Consider the following 17,854-nt stretch of genomic DNA (forward strand, 5'->3'; position numbering starts at 1 on the left):
CTCTAAAATGTATTCACTTTCTTATATAATAAAATTTTTTAACTAAAGATACCCCTCACTTTTCTCTATTATTTTGTGATGAGTTCTCTTTTTCATGTCAAAATAATGATGGGAGGTACTTTTATCAAGTATTGTTGTCTATACATGAAAAATGTGTATAAATATCTCTTTTTTTACAACTCATTCATAGGCATCCATCTATGGACAGTTTTTCCACATCGAATTGTACACGATTTATTTTTCATTAGATAGCCTTTTCGATTAGATTAATATTACAATTTTATGAATTTAATCCAAAAATCGTAATGTTGAGATTTTAACATTTTAATAGTATTTCAAAATAAAAAACCGTCTTCAAAAGATACTACTCTTTTGTGACAGGCTCTTATTAGTTCAGTATACGTTTCATTATAAATCCTTTTCCATTTACCCATTCACCTTCAATTTCACCAGTTAAATGAAATCCAATTGATTCATATAATTTTTGGGCAAGTTTATTCTCTGGATGTATGCTTAAATATATAGCTTTTCGATCATACTCTTTTTGTAAATAATCTATTAGCAAACGGAATAATTGTTTTGCATAACCTTTACCTTGGTATTTACTATCAATCATGAATTGATTTAAATATACAGCCTGCTCTTTTTCTTCAAACCAACCGTACATCGCGTATCCGATTGGCGTGTCACCATCATAAAACCCTACTGAAGCAGCATCACCTTTATATTTTGTGTCAACATCGACTAAACAATCTAAAACTGTACTTTCAATAAACTTATACTGTTCTCCGGTTACTTTTAAATTAGCAATTTCATTTCGATTTTCATTCGTTATTTTACAAATATGAAGAGTCATAATTCCCTCTCTCTTTCTAATTTCTCATTTTCATTATAATTTATAATGATATAAAGAAGCCAAAACAGACTAATTCTAACCCTTAAAAAGATTTTTCGTACTTATAAAAAAGGATACTATAGCAATTTTTCGCACCAAAAATTTAGGCCAAGAAAAAAGCACTGGCAAATGCCAATGCTTTTTCCACTATCTTTTAATTTGATTCGGTTTATGTGGTTCGTTTGGAGTATGCGGTTTATTATCATGACCATTTGCTTTTTTCCAACTTACCGCTAACTCAGGACTTGTTTTCTCTTCACTACGCTCAAGTAATACAACCGCATTTTGAATAGTCGGTGTACCTTTATGTGCAATTCCTTGTAATTTCGTTAAATTGCCTGATACTTTAAAGCTAAATCCACCCGCTGGCGTTTGTTTCGGAATTAAAATGCGGAATTTCTCTCCTACATTAAATTCTGTTTTTGCCTCGCCTTTTTCATTTACAAACTTCGCGCCTTCTGGTGCACCTGTTGCTTGTACTTTATACGTTCCACTTTTAGCGTTTGTTTGCACTGTATATAAACCAGTTTCAAAAAACTCATCTTTTAATACTGCTTCTTGTTCTTCTGTAGGAGTTACACTCATCGTAATTTCTTGTAGTTCCTCACTAGCGCTTGCTTTTGCGACAATATCTTTCGTTACTTTCTCTACATTTTTATTACGGAAATCTAAATCGTTAATATCGATTTGTTTTAACGCATTCCACACCGCAAGTTGCGTTGCGTAATGTGCATCTCTCCAATCAGAAACACCTAATTCTTGCGGGCTCTTCTGTGGATATCCGTTTAATAGTACGCGGTACACGTTAATATCTACTTTGCCCATTTCAGGTAAGTCTTGACCGCCTGGAGATTTCAAATCTACATTTAAGCAAAAAGCAATTTTGCCATCGGCTGTTTTAATAAGCTCTGTTCGAATTGGTTTTTTCTTTGACTTACTATAACTCCAATCCATTTGGTACTTCGTATGATCCATAACTTCTGCGGATGCCTTTTGAAGTGGAAATAATAAGTTCGCAAATACAAATAAAACACTCAAAAAAGCGGCCATTAGCTTGAACGATCGTTTTATATTCATGTCTACCACCCCTTATAAAATAACAAATTTAATACTGTTTATTATTTAGTTAGAACATTTTTTTATGCATAGACAAAACAAAAAAGAGTGCAAACTGTTTGCACTCTTTCCCTCTACTTGTTTAGAAATCAAAGTTATCAGGATCTGGACCAACGCGGTGGTTCTGATTTAAAGCATCAATCTTTTCCATGTCTTCTTTTGTTAATTCGAAGTCGAATATATTAGCATTCGCAATAATACGCTGTTCTTTCGTTGATTTTGGAATCGTTACAACTTCATTTTGAAGATCCCAACGTAAAATGATTTGCGCTGTTGTTTTACCGTACTTATCAGCAACTTCTTGTAAAGTTTCATTATCTAATAATTGCCCTTGCATAAGTGGTGACCATGCTTCCATTTGGATATTTTGTTCTTTACAGAAAGCTTGTAGTTCTTTCTGCGTTAAACGCGGGTGATACTCTACTTGGTTAATCATCGGCTTAATTTCCGCACCTTCCAGTACGTCTTTCAGATGATGGATTTGGAAGTTACTTACGCCAATTGCACGCACGCGTTCTTCTTTATAAATTGTTTCTAACGCTCTCCACGAATCTTTATATTTCCCTTCAACAGGCCAATGAACAAGATATAAATCTAAATAATCTAGTTCTAATTTTTTTAAGCTATCTTCATATGCAGCAATTGTCGTTTCATATCCTTGATCTGCGTTCCACACTTTTGAAGTAATGAATAAATCTTCTCGAGAAATTCCTGCTTCTTTTATACCAGCGCGAATGCCTTCTCCAACTGCTTTTTCATTTCCATAAATCGCAGCTGTATCGATGCTACGGTATCCTTCTTTAATGGCTACTTTCACAGCCTCTACAAGTTCCGGTCCATCTTCTACTTTAAATACACCTAAACCGAACCAAGGCATTTCTACACCGTTATGCAATACTGTTTTACTTTGTAAATTTTTCATTATATTTTTCTCTCCCTTATTTCACTTGATCTCTTTTTTCTAATCTCATACTCCAAGCCGTTAAAATAACAGCGCCTACTACCATAATGCCACCTACCCAGGCTGTATGAATTAAGCCTAACGAGTTCGTTACAATACCGCCTAAATAAGCACCGAGGGCAATTCCTGCGTTAAACGCTGCAATGTTCATTGCTGATGCGATATCAACGGCACTCGGTACGAAACGCTCAGCCAATATAACGACATACACTTGTAGTCCTGGAACATTCATAAATGCGAATAGCCCCATAAAAATAATTGTGATAAGCCCCGCTACTTGAAATGGTGCTGTAAATGTTAGTACGAATAATACAATTGCTTGAATAAAGAACATGTAAAATAGTGCTCGAATTGGATTATGATTCGATAATTTTCCGCCAACCATATTTCCAATCGCAATTGCAATCCCGTACACTAACAAAATGATTGTAACGGTACTCGATTTAAATCCTGTTACTTCTTGTAATAGCGGAGATAAATACGTAAATGTTACGAATGTTCCCCCGTATCCTAACGCAGTAATGATGAAAACAAGTAATAGTCTTCCATTCGTGATAAGTTTGAATTGATCACGAAATGATACTCGTGTACCCTTTTTTAAGTTAGACGGAATTAGCATGCTGTTTGCGACTAAGGCAACAATTCCAATGACCACAATCACCATAAACGATGCTCTCCATCCAAATTGTTGACCAATAAACGTTCCAATTGGTACACCTGTAATAGTCGCAACAGTTAAACCCGTAAACATAAAAGCAATCGCGCTAGCACGCTTATTTTCCGGAACGAGTGCAGCAGCAATCGTTGAGCCAATCGACATAAAAACGCCATGTGCAAATGCAGAGACAACCCTCGCGATAAGTAACACAGTAAAACTCGTTGCTACCGCTGCGATCCCATTACCAATAATGAAAATAATCATAATCCACATTAATAACGTCTTCCGCGACATACTAGCTGTTAACGACGTTAAGACCGGAGCACCGAATGCTACTCCTAACGCATATAAAGAAACGGTTAAGCCCGCTGTTGTAACAGAAACATGTAAATCCTCCGAAATAGATGGTAATAAACCGACGCTAATAAACTCGGTTGTACCAATTCCAAACGCACTAATTGCTAGCGCTAATAAAGCAAACATACTTCTTCGATTCGTCTGAACAGCCGAAGATGATACTGCATATGAATTCAATTGAACTCCTCCTTAATACGAGAAATCCAATCATAATAGTGTGATAAAAAGGCCTTTTATCTTCTACAAAAATAACTTTATTGCTTACAAATGCTATTATGAATGGCTTCACTCTTTTTTTGAAGAACGCACTTTAAAGTACGATAGGTACCAAAAAGTAACATAGGCACTTTTTAGTACCGTACTACTCATTTCCCTCTTACATATGCTATTATGGAACATATTCAACACGATAAAAAGTACGTACTTTAAAGTGCTATAGGCACTAAAAAGTAACATTTAACTTATTTAGCTTCTTTTGTTGAAGAACTGAAATTTACATTCATCAAAGGAGATTTTCATATGAAGAAATATAATATTCCTGTCGAGGCGACCTTAGAGGTTATCGGCGGCAAATGGAAAGTCGTTATTCTTTGCCACTTAACGAAAGGTACAAAGAGAACGAGTGAACTAAAACGGTTAATGCCTGGTATTACACAAAAGATGTTAACACAGCAATTACGTGAGTTAGAAGTAGACGGGGTTATTCAAAGAAAGGTATACAATCAAGTACCGCCAAAAGTAGAATATTCGCTTACTGACTACGGATGGTCTTTAGAATCCATTCTCGATTCTCTTTGTACTTGGGGCGAATGCCATCTTGAAAAAAACGGTAACACATCGATGCTACTTACAGAGGATGAACAATAAAAAAGGAAAAAATGAACATAAATTTGTCCGTTTTTTCCTTTTTTTATTTATATATATGTACATTTTTAAGATAGATAAAATAATTTATGCGCTTTCATTCCTTGTCATTACTAGGTTACAGGCTCAATATCAAATAATTAGGAATCATTTTTATGTTAACATACGTGTATATAGTATATAATATAGGATATATATTATATACACTTTCCGATAAGGGAACTTTCCATTATGCGGACAAGCCATGTATCGGACAGTTCATAAATAATAGGTAAGACGTTATGGTTTTAAATTTATGTTTTCAGCTTACTTGCTGTCATAAATTTAAAGGCATTTTATTGTGTTTTGTGAAACTTTGTATAAAGTTTCATAACCGTTTACTATCTTTCCTATCAAAAATAAGAGTATTGCTATCGTAAAGGAGAATTGGAGATGCCAGAAACTATGACTCAAACAAAGCCAGAACAAGAAACTGTACAAATTTCTGCTAGCCAAGGACAACTTGATGTACTTGATCAGTTGTTAAAACCTGAGGTACAAGAATCATTAACAACACTAGTAGAACAGCTTCCAAAATTAACTGAGCTTGTTAACATTTTAACTAAGTCTTATGACTTCGCTCAAACTGTTGCTACTGATGAAGTATTAAAAAACGACACTGTTAGCGCAATCCAAGAACTTGTAGAACCTGTAAAAGATACAGTGAAAAGCATGGCTGCAACTGCTATCGAAGCGAAAGATCGTGCTGACGAAAGCAATGAAGTTATCGGCCTGTTCGGTCTATTAAAATTACTAAAAGACCCACAAGCACAAAAAATGTTCCGCTTTGTGAACGCATACCTTCAAATTAGTGCAGAACGTAATAATAAATAATTTAACTTATAACAACAATTAGTAAAGACGGGGGATAACATACTATGTCAAAACAAATTGTCATCTTAGGCGCTGGTTATGGCGGTCTTCTTGCCGCTTTAAACGTACGTAAATACTACAGCAAATCAGAAGCACAAGTTACAGTGATCAACCAATATCCAACACACCAAATCATCACTGAACTACACCGCCTTGCAGCTGGTAACGTTGCTGAGCAAGCAATTGCAATGCCACTTACAAAGCTTTTCAAAGGTAAAGACATCGATCTTAAAATTGCAACAGTTGAGTCATTCTCAGTTGATAGCAAAGAAATCAAACTAGCTGGTGGCACTACGCTATCTTACGATGCACTTGTAGTTGCTTTAGGAAGTAAAACTGCTTACTTCGGTATTCCAGGACTAGAAGAAAACAGCATGGTATTAAAATCTGCTGCTGATGCAAACAAAATCTACAAACACGTTGAAGACCGTATTCGTGAATACGCGAAAACGAAAAACGAAGCTGATGCTACAATCGTAATCGGTGGTGGCGGATTAACTGGCGTTGAGCTAGTTGGTGAGCTTGCTGACATTATGCCTAAACTTGCAAAAAGCCACGGCGTAAATCCAAAAGAAGTTAAACTTCTTCTTGTTGAAGCAGGTCCGAAAATCCTTCCAGTATTACCAGACCACTTAATCGAACGTGCAACTGCTAGCTTAGAAGCACGCGGTGTTACATTCTTAACAGGTCTTCCTGTAACAAACGTTGCTGGTAATGAAATCGACTTAAAAGACGGTCAAAAAATCGTTGCTAACACATTCGTTTGGACAGGCGGCGTACAAGGTAACCCATTAATTGGTGAATCAGGTCTTGAAGTAAACCGCGGTCGTGCAACAGTTGATGCGCACCTACAATCTACTTCTCACAAAGACGTATTCGTTGCTGGAGATAGCGCTGTTGTCTTCGCTGCAGACGGTCGTCCATACCCACCAACTGCACAAATCGCTTGGCAAATGGGTGAGTTAATTGGATACAACTTATACGCAGCACTAGAAGGCAAAGCATTCGAAGAGTTCGCACCTATCAACTCTGGAACACTTGCTAGTCTAGGACGTAAAGATGCTGTTGCTACAATCGGAGCAAGCAATACTCCACTTAAAGGTTTACCAGCATCATTAATGAAAGAAGCAAGTAACGTTCGTTACTTATCACACATTAAAGGTCTATTCAGCTTAGCTTACTAATCTGAATATAAGCCCGAATCATGCCTTGCATGGTTCGGGTTATTTTTATCCGTAATTTTCTCTAACTTATTTATTCGGCAGAAGAATAATATAACCCTCTTTAATTATCGAAATATACTGACTTTTTTGTGTCGAAATTGTGTATATGAAAAGAGCGGAAGTAGATATCAGCCCTACTTCCACTCTTTCACAAAACTATTCTCCCAATTTCACTAAACTGTAGTTCTTCTTTCCTTTACGAATAATAATAAACCTTCCATCAAATGAATTTTGGACAGTAACATCAGTACCTACATCCGTTACCTTTTCACCATTCATAGATATAGCCCCGTTATTAATATCTTCACGCGCTTGACGTCTAGAAGGTTCAATTCCTAAATCAACTAACCACTCTACAATGTTTTTCGTCTCTTTTGAAGACTGGAATGTCGGCATCTCTTTAAATCCTTGTTCAATTTCATCAGCTGTTAACAATTTAACATCTCCGCTAAATAACGCTGCTGTAATTTTCACAGCCTGCAAAAATGCTTCTTCTCCATGAACGAATTTCGTCATTTCTTCCGCTAATACTTTCTGGGCTTCACGTTTATGAGGCTCTATTTCTACCTTCGCTGCTAATTCATCAATTCTCTCTTTCGTTAAGAACGTAAAGTATTTCAAGTATTTAATTACATCACGGTCATCTGTATTCACCCAGAACTGGTAAAATTCAAACGGTGTTGTCTTTTCCGGATCAAGCCAAATAGCACCACCTGCTGATTTACCAAACTTCGTACCATCTGATTTTAATAATAACGGAATCGTTAATCCGAACACTTTCGCCTCATGACCTTCTAATTTACGAATTAAATCTAAACCACTCGTAATATTTCCCCATTGATCACTACCACCGATTTGCAATTGAACATCTTCTTCTTTGTATAAATGATGGAAGTCCATCGCTTGCAAGATTTGGTACGTGAACTCTGTAAATGAAATTCCTGTATCTAAACGACTTGCGACAATATCTTTTGCTAACATGCTATTTATGCTAAAGTTTTTTCCGTAATCACGTAAAAACTCGATAATATTTATTTTATGTGTCCAGTCATAATTATTTACCATCTTCACTTCGCTATTCCCGCCGAAGTCAAATAGCTTTTTCATTTGCGCTGTTAACGCATCTACATTATGCTGCACTACTTCTAACGTTTGCAATTGACGCTCTGATTGACGACCACTCGGATCACCAATTGTTCCTGTTGCCCCGCCGATTAAAATAACCGGATGATGGCCAGCTAATTGAAATCTCTTCATCATCATAAACGGAATCAAATGCCCGATATGCATACTATCACCAGTCGGATCCACTCCGCAGTATAGTGAAATCTTTTTCTCTTCTACTAACTTACGTAAACCTTCTTCATCTGTCTGTTGATTCACAGCACCGCGCCATTCTAATTCATCGATAATATTCATCTCTTGCCATCCCCTTTATTTTTTTAAAAACAAAAAAGCCCCTATGTCTACGATAGACATAGGGACGATTATTCACCGTGTTACCACCCAGTTTGCATAAATAGCATAGCTATTCATACCACTCTTAGCAATAATATCGATTGCTATTCCGCTTAGCATTACCTAAGATACTCCAGAGTGTAATTCACAAGTTTGTTTGTGCTAGGTTCCAGCAACCCCTAGCTCTCTTTGATAACAGTGACAAACTGCTACTGGTCTCTTTCAGCGTATATTTTATTTGTTAAATTATTAGCCATTATATTGAATCGAAAACGACTTGTCAACAATATCCAAATATTATTTCGAAATAATTCATATTTTTATACGTTTTTATTCAAAGGTTACTGTAGATCTTCTCCAATAATCCTTACTTCTCGCTCTAATTTCACACCAAATTTTTCTTCAACAGTTGTTTGTACGAAATGAATTAAATCAATATAATCTTGTGCAGTTCCGTTATCAACATTCACCATAAATCCAGCGTGTTTTAAAGAAACTTCAACTCCCCCAATCCGCTTACCTTGCAGCCCTGACTCTTGAATAAGCTTACCCGCAAAATTATTTGGTGGGCGTTTAAATACACTGCCACATGAAGGATACTCTAACGGTTGTTTTGATTCACGCTTAAACGTTAAATCATCCATTTTTTCTTTGATTTCTTCACGCACACCTTCTTCAAGTTCAAACTTCGCTTCAAGAATAATGTAATGATTGTTCGCAAATACACTCTTACGATATCCAAATTCAAATGCATCTTTCGTTAAAGTGCATAGCTCTCCATCACCTGTCATTACAACTGCTTCTGTTAATACATAAGCTACTTCACCGCCATATGCACCAGCATTCATATATAATGCTCCACCAACTGAACCTGGAATACCACAAGCAAACTCAAGTCCTGTTAAATTGTGATCCAATGCAATTCGTGACACATCAATAATCGCTGCACCACACCCCGCAACAATCGTTGTCCCCGTTACAGTAACACCTGTAATATGAATTAAACTTACTGTAATCCCGCGAAGACCACCGTCTTTAATAATAACATTCGAACCGTTTCCTAAAAACGTAACTGGAATATTGTGTTGATTCGCATACTTGATAACTTCTTGAATTTCAACATAATTTGTAGGCGCAACGAACACATCCGCTTTCCCGCCCACTTTAATATGCGTATGATTCTTTAACATTTCATCTTGCTTCACATGACCTTCAGGCAATACTGTACTTAAATATTTATAAACCTCATGCATATTCATTTTACGATTCCTCTATTTCTATAATCTTTTTATCCCGCTATCCACGGGCCCATAATATCCCCACATAACAATGCGCTACAAATAAAAAGCCCAAGTGGTGGATAAAGTGTACATAAAGCACACCTATAAACCTCTTAAATTATAAGAGGTTCCACTCATATTAAAATATATATCGCATAATAAAGCAACCCAAATGGGCTACTAAACTTGACATGTAACCATATAGACAACAATTTGTAAAATATATAGGTTTTTCAAAGCAATACCCTTCAATATCTTACTATACCATACGAAAGAAAAATGGTATTTTTTTGTAATTTTTACTTTATTTTCATCAATAAAAAAAGAGCACATCCCACAGAATGTGCCCTTTCTATACTTTTTAATTTATTTTTCGTTCTCTTCTTTTTCCTTATCAAACCATAACAGCTCATCATCATCAACTTCACCATTATAATTGATTAGAATCTCTTCGCCCGCTTTTATATCTTTGAAAGCAAAGAAGTTAAACGTATGATTCTCAAAGACAATATCATACGTTGCATTCGGATTATATGCATGATTAAATAACATGCCGTATCCTAAAAGGAATGCCGTATGATTTACCCCATACTCAAATGCATAGTCAGCAAGTAACGTTTTCTCAATGTGTTCATGTTGTTCATTCGGATAAGAGATAACTGGTGCTGAGTGTATCAACTCACCCTTTTTAATATCACGAGTTGCAAATACACCTCTATTAAATTCTCCATCACTAAGTTCAGAAGTCTTAACTTCAATCATATGTGTCACCTATATATTTCTTTCTTCGAAGTATTTTTCTCCTTAAGCTTGGCAGAAAACGCGGAGAAAAGCAATTAAATTCCTACCAAGTGGTCGTTTAAATGCAAAAGAGCAAATCATTTGCGCTCTTTTAAAGTGAAATTGTTTTTCTAAAATATTCTTTAACGACTCCACTTGCTAATTAACCGCATGTGACAGCCTTTAAGATATTACTTTCTACACTTATACATACCAATTATTTCAGTTTAAATACCGCACTAACTGGGTTATGATCACTGTTTTCAAACTTTAAGTCTTTCCCTTGTACATTTACAATTTCAACATTCGGCGAAACGATAAAGCCATCAATAATAGTGACAAAGTTTTCACCTTCCACATATTTCTTCACATCATCCCTTACCGTCATAACAGATGGATCTACAGCCCATTGAAATCCTCCATCTGCAAAGTCCGTTGGTAACTCTACTAGCCATTCAGGACGCTCTTTTACAAACTTAGGATCACTTAATTGAACATTAGAAAGTAACTGGTTCCAATCTCCACCTAATATGACGTAATCACCGTTTTGATAACACTTGTTCATATATTCTTTTAAATACTCTGCTTGTTGCTTTCTAATTTTTCCGCCCTCATCATAAGCAGATAAATGTACGTTTACGAGCCTAACATACTTCCCATTATTAACAGGGATTTTATGTTCAACAGTCGCTCGATCTAAATCGAATAAACGCTTCGGCCAAGGCTCCATTCCTGGTAGTTGGAACCGCGTTGCTGTTTGAACTGTGTATTTAGAAAATGTACTTAATCCGCCCTCAGCATATCCCAGCGGTTTTGTGACTGGGACAGGAACCCTTTCCACCGTCCATAAAGAAGTCTTGATCCTTATCTAATCCAGCATATCCAATATTAAATGTTGTAACTTTAAATTCATTTCCTTGCTGCAGTACACGCTCTTTATTATTTTCAACCTTTACGTCTAAAACATTCGCTGGTTGTTCTTTTGTAAGTGTCATATACGCTAGAAAACCACCTAGAATACTAGCTACTATTAAAATAAATATTAATACTATTTTTAAAAATTTCTTCAAAACACATGACCCCTTTTTTGTAAAACAACATTTTATTTTCTGTATTTTCAGTTAAGTGAAGATAGATTAAAGACACAAGAAATATTTTACCATAAAGAAAACTTCATATCATTATATTTAGCTAACAAATAATCGTTGTACCCCTCACTGCAATTGTCTTGAAATTCAATCATAACATTTCAGAAGACAAGACTGTAAAGCAATTACAATCCACAACAGAGAAATTGCAACTTCAAAGAATATACAGATCCTACTTTTCGTTAACATATTTATTGGTAATCCAAAATAATATTTAGTACACTATAAAGTGAAACTTTAATCAGTGGGGGATGAACAAAACCCCCACTGATTATTAGTTGAACCAATCGGGCATTTACAGGCAGCCCGACTCCCACCTAACTTCTTTGCTCCAGCTGAATTTTGAGGTGGGAGCTTTACTGCCTGTTAATGCGGGATAAATAGAACTTATAGGCGATGGAGTTCGCCGTAAATGCGAATTAGCTAATGACTCCTACCAGTATGACTACTGGTAGGAGTCTATTTTTTTTGAGTAAACTATTAGAGAGGTGAAGAAATTGAAATATATTATTGTTGGCATAGCCAGTATATTAGGAGCTCTTTCCCGTTATTATTTAGGTTTTACTATCGATACGCTTTGGCATCATGCATTACCACTCGCTACATTAACGATTAACTTAATTGGTTGTTTCTTACTGGCTTTGCTAACCACCTATATCGCTCGGCTAAACATCTTATCTTCCGAAGTTATTACAGGGATTGGAACCGGGTTTATCGGTTCATTTACGACATTTTCAACATTCAGTGTAGAAACTGTACAGTTAATTAATCATTCACATTTTGGTATCGCATTTTTATATGTATCATGTAGTATGCTAGGCGGTCTACTTATGTCTGGGCTTGGCTATAAACTTGGAGATTTTTCACTACAAAAACACCTTGAGGAAGGTGAAATATCATGATTAACGCTTTATTAGTAGCAACAGGAGGATTCTTCGGTGCCATTACACGATTTGCAATTAGTAATTGGTTTAAAGAAAGAAACAAAACTTCATTTCCGATTGCTACATTCCTCATTAATATAACGGGAGCCTTTTTACTCGGATATATAATTGGCAAAGGGATAACTACAAGTTGGCAGTTATTATTAGGTACAGGATTTATGGGCGCCTTCACTACATTTTCAACGTTTAAATTAGAATCTGTTCAGCTTTTCAACCGCAAAAACTTTGGCGTACTATTTCTATATGTAAGCGCCACTTATATGATTGGTATCATCTTCGCATTCCTTGGGATGAAGTTAGGTGGAATATAAAAAAGCGACTATTTTTAGTCGCTTTCTTTCATAAAAAGTATGTCCCGCCATATGGAATTGAAAATAAACCAGCTGGATACACATCATAATGTATGCTTTGTACAGGAAGCTGTGAATACGACATATACTGGCTCTGCATCATTTGCGCTACTTGTGCTTGTTGTTGCATTTGAACAGCCTGATGCACTGCCTGAACTGTCATCTGTGCCCCGGCCACTGTAATAGCTGGCCCTACTTGTCTTCCATAATAAAAATAATGGTTCATCATTATTCAGCTCACTTTTTATTTTTCTTCCATATCGTATGTCTCTATTTCATAGTAAGTGTTTTATCCCGCTATTTGTGGGCAGTAAAACTCCCACTGATTATAGTTTCACTTTATCGCGCTTGCTTTTTTCGAAACATCGAGAAAATAGCCACGAACAAAATCGTAATAATCCCAATTAATACAAATAAATAAGCGAGTAGAATTAAGAAAAATGGTTCCACTAAAGTTCCATCTGGCTTCACTCCAGAACCAATTATATTAAACATAATTATGCATAACACTCCTAAAAATATTAGACTAGACGCCAATAAATACTTTTTCTTCATCACAACTCCTCCTTTTTATACTCTAAAATATCACCTGGCTGACACTCTAAAGCTTCACATATCTTCTCTAAAGTTGAGAATTTAATTGCTTTTGCTTTTCCATTTTTTAATATCGAGACATTCGCCATTGTAATTCCTAATTTCTCGGATAACTCTGTCACACTCATTTTTCTTTTCGCTAACATTACATCGAGATTTACTATAATCGTCATACCCGAGCACCTCAAATCGTTAAGTCGTTATCATCTTTTATTTCACTTGCTTTTCTAATTAAATGAGAAAGCAAGGAAGTAAAAATCGATATAACGACTGAGAAGAATAAAATAAGTAATAGAATAACTAAAATGCTCGTATGATAACTTCCAGCTACAAAAATATATAGTAATGCTCCGATATATAAAATCCCTTCAGTCATCGATAAAATACTAATCCTCTTTAATCGATTCGCATTTTTTACAGTAAAGGCTTTGTGTGAGGCAATATCTGAACATATTTTCCATCCTAAAAATAAAGCGCTAAAAAATGGAATTCCTGTGATCCAAATGAACAGTACGAATGGCTTATATAGTCCCTTCAAATTTTCTGAAACTAACAATACCACTCTTCCCGTTTCTGGCCCAATATATATGCAGAACAATAAACCAAAACATCCGCAAAGAATGATAATTAACTTTAACCATAATGACAATTCGTTTTGTTTCACAAAAATCCCCTCCTGAACTAACAGCATTTATCTATTGCTGTTTTTTCAACTTTGCAGTGATAAATCCAACTAGCAACACACCAATACCACTAAAGAACAATAGGTAGCTTACTGGTACTAGGAAAAAAAAGGGTTCTACAAGAAGCCCATTATCCGCCACTTTACTAGTTGTACCGTGTATTAATAAACAGGTAACTCCTAACGATATTAGTGCGATAGCTAATAAAATTTTATTTTTCATAATATATTCTCCTTTAATTTCACAATTAATTTTTCCACATTCCTTTTATTACCCTCATAATAAGCCGCACCACATTATAAGTCAACAACTATTTATTGTTTTACGATAAATAGTTGTTGTTTCAAATAGTAAAAAGACTATAGACAATCATTGTCTATAGTCTCTTCACTCTAAAATATTCTTTTTGGAACATACACATTCTTATCGCATTATGGTAGTTGCCATCAACGAAGAACTCATCTTGCAGCTCACCTTCTACTATAAATCCGACCTTTTTATAAACGTGTACAGCTTTTTCATTCTCTTTATCGACAACTAAATATATTTTATGCATATTTAATACGGAAAAAGCGTAATCCATTGCTAAACGCGTTGCATCAGCTGCATAACCGTAACCTTGGTAACTCGGATCAATAATAATTTGGAATTCAGTTCTACGGTGAATATAATCGATTTCTACTAATTCGACCAATCCAACCATCTCATTATCTTTCTCAACGATAAATCGGCGCTCACTTTGATCATGTATATGTTTATCGTATAAATCCTGCAGCTCCACAAATGCCTCATACGGTTCTTCAAACCAATACGACATAATATGCGCGTTATTATTAAGTTCGTGTACAAACTTTAAATCTTCCCGTTCTAAAGGACGTAATTTTAATTCCTTACTCATTTCTATAACCTCCAAAGTAAAAGAAACCTCTTCACTTAATTTCTCAATTTTTTTCGATTTCAAACGTCCTACTTACATTGTAAACTTTCAAGTAACTTGAAGGTCAAGATGTAAAAGTCTGCACTACTACTCTTTCTTCAAATCCCTCATATTGGATATGTATAAAGCAATGACTAAAACAAGAATAGACCCTGCATATAACAACGTCTCCATCGGTTCATCGTGAGACACGATGATTAATCGAATTAAAGCCGTAATCCCGATATAAATAAAATACCGTAACGGAAAATGATAATTCGATTTAAAATACTTAATAATTAATGCGATAAACTCGAAGTATAAGAAGTAGACAATGATGCTTTCAACTAATTTATACGGTGTGTATTTCTTCGCTGAAAATATGTATTGAATAAAAGTAATCGTCTCATTAATTAAAAAGATAGATAAGACAATGGATAATATGATTAGAGCTATATTTAATATCCACTGCAAGACACTAGCAATAAAATGATCGATGTTAAATGATTTCATTTTCTCTTTAAACTCCCCTTCGTATAAGTACTTGTTCATTATAGCAAACTTACAATTATAGGAGTGTTAAATCAAATATGATCGTCCTCTTTCACTATCACCATTAGGATATCTTTGCTTAATATAGTTGCCTCCCCAATCGCAAAGTACTTTTAAAACTTCTTTTAATGATTGTCCCTGTCTCGTAAGAGAATCCTCAACTTTCGGTGGTACTTGATTGTATACTTTTCTAGACACAAGCCCATCTTTTTCAAGCCCTTTCAATTACTCAGTAAGCATTTTTTGCGTAATACCAGTTATCAATCGTTTTAACTCGCCCGTTAATGCGGGATAAAAATCAAACGACTTTATTATCTCTATACAAATAGGGATTAGCAAATAATGTTACTATAACCTCAAAAAAAGAAATCTTATTTTAACTTTCCTATCGATAGGTTAACACGATAATTCCCATACTTTAATAGTCTCCCCAGAAAGTTATCCAATTCTTCATTAGAAGCAAAATGTGTTTTTAATAGATAACATCCCTCACCACTTATACGATGCACTTCAGAAATTCCTTCTTCTCCTTGAAAGAAATTCATAAACTCTTGATGATTAGCTGTTGTTACAAACAAAGTAACAAATGCAGTCACTATTTGTCCTAATTTGATTCGGTTTATTGCAATTGTATATTGCTCAATAATCCCTAAATCCTCTAATCTTCGAATTCGATTTCCTACAGCCTGCCCCGTCATGTGTATTTTTTGACCAAGTTCTTTCCATTGTATTCTTGAGTTCTCTCCTAATAATTTCAGTATCTCAAAATCTGTTTGATCAATGATATAAACCAATCCTTTCACCGTGAAAGTAGAAAGCCAGAAAGTGTTTCGCCAACTTATTCTGCTTATCGATACAATTCACTATACTTAGTTTATCCTCTTACATCACATTATTTATCAGTTATATTCACTTATAACACAGAGGACGCAACAAAAAAATACATCTAGATTTAAAGGAGGTTACAAATATGTTATTACAAGAAATTTTAGAGCACAATGAACAATTTGTAGAAAATAAGGAATACGCTCCTCGTGAAGCGACAAAAATGCCTCAAAAACGTATGGTTGTTGTTTCTTGCATGGATGCTCGTTTAATTGAGCTACTTCCAAAAGCTTTAGATATACACGATGGTGATGCAAAAGTTATCAGAAATGCAGGTGGTAAGATTGCTTCTCCTTTCGATAGTGTTATGCAAAGTGTTGTAGCATCAGTATATGATTTAAATGCAGATGAAATCTTCCTTATCGGACACCATAGATGTGGTGCGAGTCAAACTAATCCAAAAGGAACACTTCAAAAAATATTAGATCGTGGAGTAGCTTCACCAGAAATTTTATCAGCGATTGAATATGCTGGTGTTGACCTTAAAAAATGGTTATTTGGATTCGATGATGTCTGCGATTCAACTCAAGCTAATGTTGATTTAGTAAGAAATCATCCACTTATTCCAAAAGATGTTCCTGTACATGGTTTAGTTATTGATCCTCACACAGGTAAATTAGATTTAGTAGTTGATGGATATAAAGCATTAAATGGTATGAAAAATTAATTATTATTACTTAAATGGAAGGAAGTTATTAGATATGAATAGACAAGAAGCTACGCAAAAAATTATGGAAGCAAAAATTGCAAAAGGTTTAACATGGGAAGAAATTTCAAAGGTAAGTGAAAACTCTGAGACTTGGGTTGTAACAGCGTTATTAGGACAAGCTACAATGACACGTTCAGAAGCAGAAAAAATCGGTAAACTATTAGAATTAGATGAAGAAGTAGTTCAAGCATTAACAGTAGTTCCACTTAGAGGTCAAGTAATGCAAATGCCTCCTACTGACCCAATCTTATATCGATTATATGAAATGATGTTACAATACGCACCAACTCTTAGAGAATTAATCCTAGAAAAAGCTGGCGAAGGTGTAATGAGTGCAATTAATTTCAATCTAGGTGTGGACACACAAGAAGATCCAAAAGGTGGCGATCCTCGTATCGTTATTACACTTAACGGGAAATTCTTACCATTCCGTACATGGTAATTAATCGAGAAACCTATCTATATAACTAAAATAATTTTATAGATTTAAAAAATCCATCCTTTTTAATCTAACTGTATAGAAAGGATGGATTTTTATTATGAGATTCTTTTTATACAAGGGAGAATAA

The 17,854-nt window shown here is 35.1% G+C and carries 22 protein-coding genes, 2 pseudogenes, 1 riboswitch and 1 other annotated feature; of the genes and pseudogenes, 7 read left to right on the plus strand and 17 right to left on the minus strand.

What is annotated here, in order from left to right:
* Nucleotides 1-388 precede the first annotated feature (388 nt).
* From MKX77_RS24715 to MKX77_RS24730, 4 genes are all read right to left on the minus strand, one after another.
* Nucleotides 389-856 carry a GNAT family N-acetyltransferase gene (locus MKX77_RS24715; protein ID WP_341308060.1) on the minus strand — a complete coding sequence of 156 codons (468 nt, stop codon included), beginning with the start codon at nucleotides 854-856 and terminating at the stop codon, nucleotides 389-391.
* Between the two features lie 186 nt (nucleotides 857-1,042).
* Entirely contained in the window at nucleotides 1,043-1,972 is a 930-nt protein-coding gene (locus MKX77_RS24720; RefSeq protein ID WP_341308061.1) for a thioester domain-containing protein, read from the minus strand.
* Nucleotides 1,973-2,093: 121 nt separating this feature from the next.
* The gene (locus MKX77_RS24725) at nucleotides 2,094-2,933 is read right to left on the minus strand and encodes an aldo/keto reductase (protein ID WP_375370183.1); all 840 of its coding nucleotides are present in this window, start codon (nucleotides 2,931-2,933) and stop codon (nucleotides 2,094-2,096) included.
* A 16-nt stretch (nucleotides 2,934-2,949) separates the two neighbouring features.
* On the minus strand, nucleotides 2,950-4,113 hold the full coding sequence (locus MKX77_RS24730) for an MFS transporter (protein WP_341308253.1): 1,164 nt from the start codon (nucleotides 4,111-4,113) through the stop codon (nucleotides 2,950-2,952).
* 393 nt (nucleotides 4,114-4,506) lie between these two features.
* On the opposite strand from MKX77_RS24730, the gene MKX77_RS24735 reads away from it, so the two are divergent.
* The 3 genes from MKX77_RS24735 to MKX77_RS24745 all read left to right on the plus strand — a co-directional run bounded on the left by MKX77_RS24735 (nucleotide 4,507) and on the right by MKX77_RS24745 (nucleotide 6,947).
* Entirely contained in the window at nucleotides 4,507-4,854 is a 348-nt protein-coding gene (locus MKX77_RS24735) for a winged helix-turn-helix transcriptional regulator (protein ID WP_215554666.1), read from the plus strand.
* Between the two features lie 429 nt (nucleotides 4,855-5,283).
* Complete coding sequence (locus MKX77_RS24740) at nucleotides 5,284-5,724, plus strand: DUF1641 domain-containing protein (protein ID WP_070145413.1); 441 nt, start codon at nucleotides 5,284-5,286, stop codon at nucleotides 5,722-5,724.
* A gap of 44 nt (nucleotides 5,725-5,768) precedes the next feature.
* A complete protein-coding gene (locus MKX77_RS24745) occupies nucleotides 5,769-6,947 on the plus strand; it encodes an NAD(P)/FAD-dependent oxidoreductase (RefSeq protein ID WP_002112768.1) in 1,179 nt (392 codons plus the stop codon).
* A gap of 195 nt (nucleotides 6,948-7,142) precedes the next feature.
* Here the strand turns inward: MKX77_RS24745 and tyrS are convergent, their stop codons facing one another.
* From tyrS to MKX77_RS24765, 4 genes and pseudogenes are all read right to left on the minus strand, one after another.
* Nucleotides 7,143-8,405 carry a tyrosine--tRNA ligase gene (gene tyrS / locus MKX77_RS24750; RefSeq protein WP_341308062.1) on the minus strand — a complete coding sequence of 421 codons (1,263 nt, stop codon included), beginning with the start codon at nucleotides 8,403-8,405 and terminating at the stop codon, nucleotides 7,143-7,145.
* 57 nt (nucleotides 8,406-8,462) lie between these two features.
* Nucleotides 8,463-8,679: a binding site (T-box leader), on the minus strand.
* 106 nt (nucleotides 8,680-8,785) lie between these two features.
* Complete coding sequence (gene murB, locus MKX77_RS24755; protein WP_341308063.1) at nucleotides 8,786-9,703, minus strand: UDP-N-acetylmuramate dehydrogenase; 918 nt, start codon at nucleotides 9,701-9,703, stop codon at nucleotides 8,786-8,788.
* A 387-nt stretch (nucleotides 9,704-10,090) separates the two neighbouring features.
* Nucleotides 10,091-10,486 carry an SET domain-containing protein gene (locus MKX77_RS24760; protein ID WP_341308064.1) on the minus strand — a complete coding sequence of 132 codons (396 nt, stop codon included), beginning with the start codon at nucleotides 10,484-10,486 and terminating at the stop codon, nucleotides 10,091-10,093.
* Nucleotides 10,487-10,721: 235 nt separating this feature from the next.
* Nucleotides 10,722-11,574: pseudogene (locus tag MKX77_RS24765) on the minus strand (endonuclease/exonuclease/phosphatase family protein).
* A gap of 461 nt (nucleotides 11,575-12,035) precedes the next feature.
* Nucleotides 12,036-12,095: riboswitch (Fluoride riboswitch) on the plus strand.
* Between the two features lie 54 nt (nucleotides 12,096-12,149).
* On the opposite strand from MKX77_RS24765, the gene crcB (MKX77_RS24770) reads away from it, so the two are divergent.
* Nucleotides 12,150-12,554 carry a fluoride efflux transporter CrcB gene (gene crcB / locus MKX77_RS24770; protein ID WP_341308065.1) on the plus strand — a complete coding sequence of 135 codons (405 nt, stop codon included), beginning with the start codon at nucleotides 12,150-12,152 and terminating at the stop codon, nucleotides 12,552-12,554.
* Entirely contained in the window at nucleotides 12,551-12,907 is a 357-nt protein-coding gene (crcB, locus tag MKX77_RS24775) for a fluoride efflux transporter CrcB (RefSeq protein ID WP_341308066.1), read from the plus strand. The genes crcB (MKX77_RS24770) and crcB (MKX77_RS24775) overlap by 4 nt, the downstream gene beginning before the upstream one ends.
* Nucleotides 12,908-12,935: 28 nt before the next feature.
* Here the strand turns inward: crcB (MKX77_RS24775) and MKX77_RS24780 are convergent, their stop codons facing one another.
* The 9 genes and pseudogenes from MKX77_RS24780 to MKX77_RS24820 form a co-directional block, all read right to left on the minus strand.
* Entirely contained in the window at nucleotides 12,936-13,175 is a 240-nt protein-coding gene (locus tag MKX77_RS24780; protein ID WP_215554673.1) for a DUF3947 family protein, read from the minus strand.
* 110 nt (nucleotides 13,176-13,285) lie between these two features.
* On the minus strand, nucleotides 13,286-13,501 hold the full coding sequence (locus MKX77_RS24785) for a DUF3955 domain-containing protein (RefSeq protein ID WP_341308254.1): 216 nt from the start codon (nucleotides 13,499-13,501) through the stop codon (nucleotides 13,286-13,288).
* On the minus strand, nucleotides 13,501-13,713 hold the full coding sequence (locus MKX77_RS24790; RefSeq protein WP_445819122.1) for a helix-turn-helix domain-containing protein: 213 nt from the start codon (nucleotides 13,711-13,713) through the stop codon (nucleotides 13,501-13,503). Before MKX77_RS24790 ends, MKX77_RS24785 begins: the two co-directional genes overlap by 1 nt.
* 11 nt (nucleotides 13,714-13,724) lie before the next feature.
* The gene (locus MKX77_RS24795) at nucleotides 13,725-14,204 is read right to left on the minus strand and encodes a DUF2975 domain-containing protein (RefSeq protein ID WP_341308067.1); all 480 of its coding nucleotides are present in this window, start codon (nucleotides 14,202-14,204) and stop codon (nucleotides 13,725-13,727) included.
* Nucleotides 14,205-14,235: 31 nt separating this feature from the next.
* Entirely contained in the window at nucleotides 14,236-14,445 is a 210-nt protein-coding gene (locus MKX77_RS24800) for a DUF3955 domain-containing protein (protein WP_341308068.1), read from the minus strand.
* Between the two features lie 154 nt (nucleotides 14,446-14,599).
* Entirely contained in the window at nucleotides 14,600-15,121 is a 522-nt protein-coding gene (gene speG / locus MKX77_RS24805; protein ID WP_002159930.1) for a spermidine N1-acetyltransferase, read from the minus strand.
* A 126-nt stretch (nucleotides 15,122-15,247) separates the two neighbouring features.
* A complete protein-coding gene (gene psiE, locus MKX77_RS24810) occupies nucleotides 15,248-15,652 on the minus strand; it encodes a phosphate-starvation-inducible protein PsiE (RefSeq protein ID WP_215554679.1) in 405 nt (134 codons plus the stop codon).
* Between the two features lie 66 nt (nucleotides 15,653-15,718).
* Nucleotides 15,719-15,982 (minus strand): annotated as a pseudogene (locus tag MKX77_RS24815) (winged helix-turn-helix transcriptional regulator); the annotation flags it as partial.
* Between the two features lie 80 nt (nucleotides 15,983-16,062).
* Nucleotides 16,063-16,494: an Lrp/AsnC family transcriptional regulator gene (locus MKX77_RS24820; protein ID WP_002068214.1), complete on the minus strand. Its 432-nt coding sequence runs from the start codon at nucleotides 16,492-16,494 to the stop codon at nucleotides 16,063-16,065.
* A 167-nt stretch (nucleotides 16,495-16,661) separates the two neighbouring features.
* Here MKX77_RS24820 and MKX77_RS24825 point away from each other — a divergent pair, with 167 nt between their 5' ends.
* Together MKX77_RS24825 and cynS are read left to right on the plus strand one after the other, a co-directional pair.
* A complete protein-coding gene (locus MKX77_RS24825; RefSeq protein ID WP_215554680.1) occupies nucleotides 16,662-17,243 on the plus strand; it encodes a beta-class carbonic anhydrase in 582 nt (193 codons plus the stop codon).
* Between the two features lie 34 nt (nucleotides 17,244-17,277).
* The gene (gene cynS, locus MKX77_RS24830; protein WP_002159925.1) at nucleotides 17,278-17,727 is read left to right on the plus strand and encodes a cyanase; all 450 of its coding nucleotides are present in this window, start codon (nucleotides 17,278-17,280) and stop codon (nucleotides 17,725-17,727) included.
* The last annotated feature ends 127 nt before the right edge of the window (nucleotides 17,728-17,854 follow it).

This window comes from Bacillus sp. FSL R9-9410 (assembly GCF_038050385.1).
GTDB lineage: Bacteria > Bacillota > Bacilli > Bacillales > Bacillaceae_G > Bacillus_A > Bacillus_A cereus_U.

Coding starts and splice junctions, on each gene's coding strand:
- MKX77_RS24715 (WP_341308060.1), bottom strand. CDS start 856: ATGACTCTTCATATTTGTAAAATAACGAATGAAAATCGAAATGAAATT.
- MKX77_RS24720 (WP_341308061.1), bottom strand. CDS start 1,972: ATGAATATAAAACGATCGTTCAAGCTAATGGCCGCTTTTTTGAGTGTT.
- MKX77_RS24725 (WP_375370183.1), bottom strand. CDS start 2,933: ATGAAAAATTTACAAAGTAAAACAGTATTGCATAACGGTGTAGAAATG.
- MKX77_RS24730 (WP_341308253.1), bottom strand. CDS start 4,113: ATGTTTGCTTTATTAGCGCTAGCAATTAGTGCGTTTGGAATTGGTACA.
- MKX77_RS24735 (WP_215554666.1), top strand. CDS start 4,507: ATGAAGAAATATAATATTCCTGTCGAGGCGACCTTAGAGGTTATCGGC.
- MKX77_RS24740 (WP_070145413.1), top strand. CDS start 5,284: ATGCCAGAAACTATGACTCAAACAAAGCCAGAACAAGAAACTGTACAA.
- MKX77_RS24745 (WP_002112768.1), top strand. CDS start 5,769: ATGTCAAAACAAATTGTCATCTTAGGCGCTGGTTATGGCGGTCTTCTT.
- tyrS (WP_341308062.1), bottom strand. CDS start 8,405: ATGAATATTATCGATGAATTAGAATGGCGCGGTGCTGTGAATCAACAG.
- murB (WP_341308063.1), bottom strand. CDS start 9,703: ATGAATATGCATGAGGTTTATAAATATTTAAGTACAGTATTGCCTGAA.
- MKX77_RS24760 (WP_341308064.1), bottom strand. CDS start 10,486: ATGATTGAAGTTAAGACTTCTGAACTTAGTGATGGAGAATTTAATAGA.
- crcB (WP_341308066.1), top strand. CDS start 12,551: ATGATTAACGCTTTATTAGTAGCAACAGGAGGATTCTTCGGTGCCATT.
- MKX77_RS24780 (WP_215554673.1), bottom strand. CDS start 13,175: ATGATGAACCATTATTTTTATTATGGAAGACAAGTAGGGCCAGCTATT.
- MKX77_RS24785 (WP_341308254.1), bottom strand. CDS start 13,501: ATGAAGAAAAAGTATTTATTGGCGTCTAGTCTAATATTTTTAGGAGTG.
- MKX77_RS24790 (WP_445819122.1), bottom strand. CDS start 13,713: ATGACGATTATAGTAAATCTCGATGTAATGTTAGCGAAAAGAAAAATG.
- MKX77_RS24800 (WP_341308068.1), bottom strand. CDS start 14,445: ATGAAAAATAAAATTTTATTAGCTATCGCACTAATATCGTTAGGAGTT.
- speG (WP_002159930.1), bottom strand. CDS start 15,121: ATGAGTAAGGAATTAAAATTACGTCCTTTAGAACGGGAAGATTTAAAG.
- psiE (WP_215554679.1), bottom strand. CDS start 15,652: ATGAAATCATTTAACATCGATCATTTTATTGCTAGTGTCTTGCAGTGG.
- MKX77_RS24825 (WP_215554680.1), top strand. CDS start 16,662: ATGTTATTACAAGAAATTTTAGAGCACAATGAACAATTTGTAGAAAAT.
- cynS (WP_002159925.1), top strand. CDS start 17,278: ATGAATAGACAAGAAGCTACGCAAAAAATTATGGAAGCAAAAATTGCA.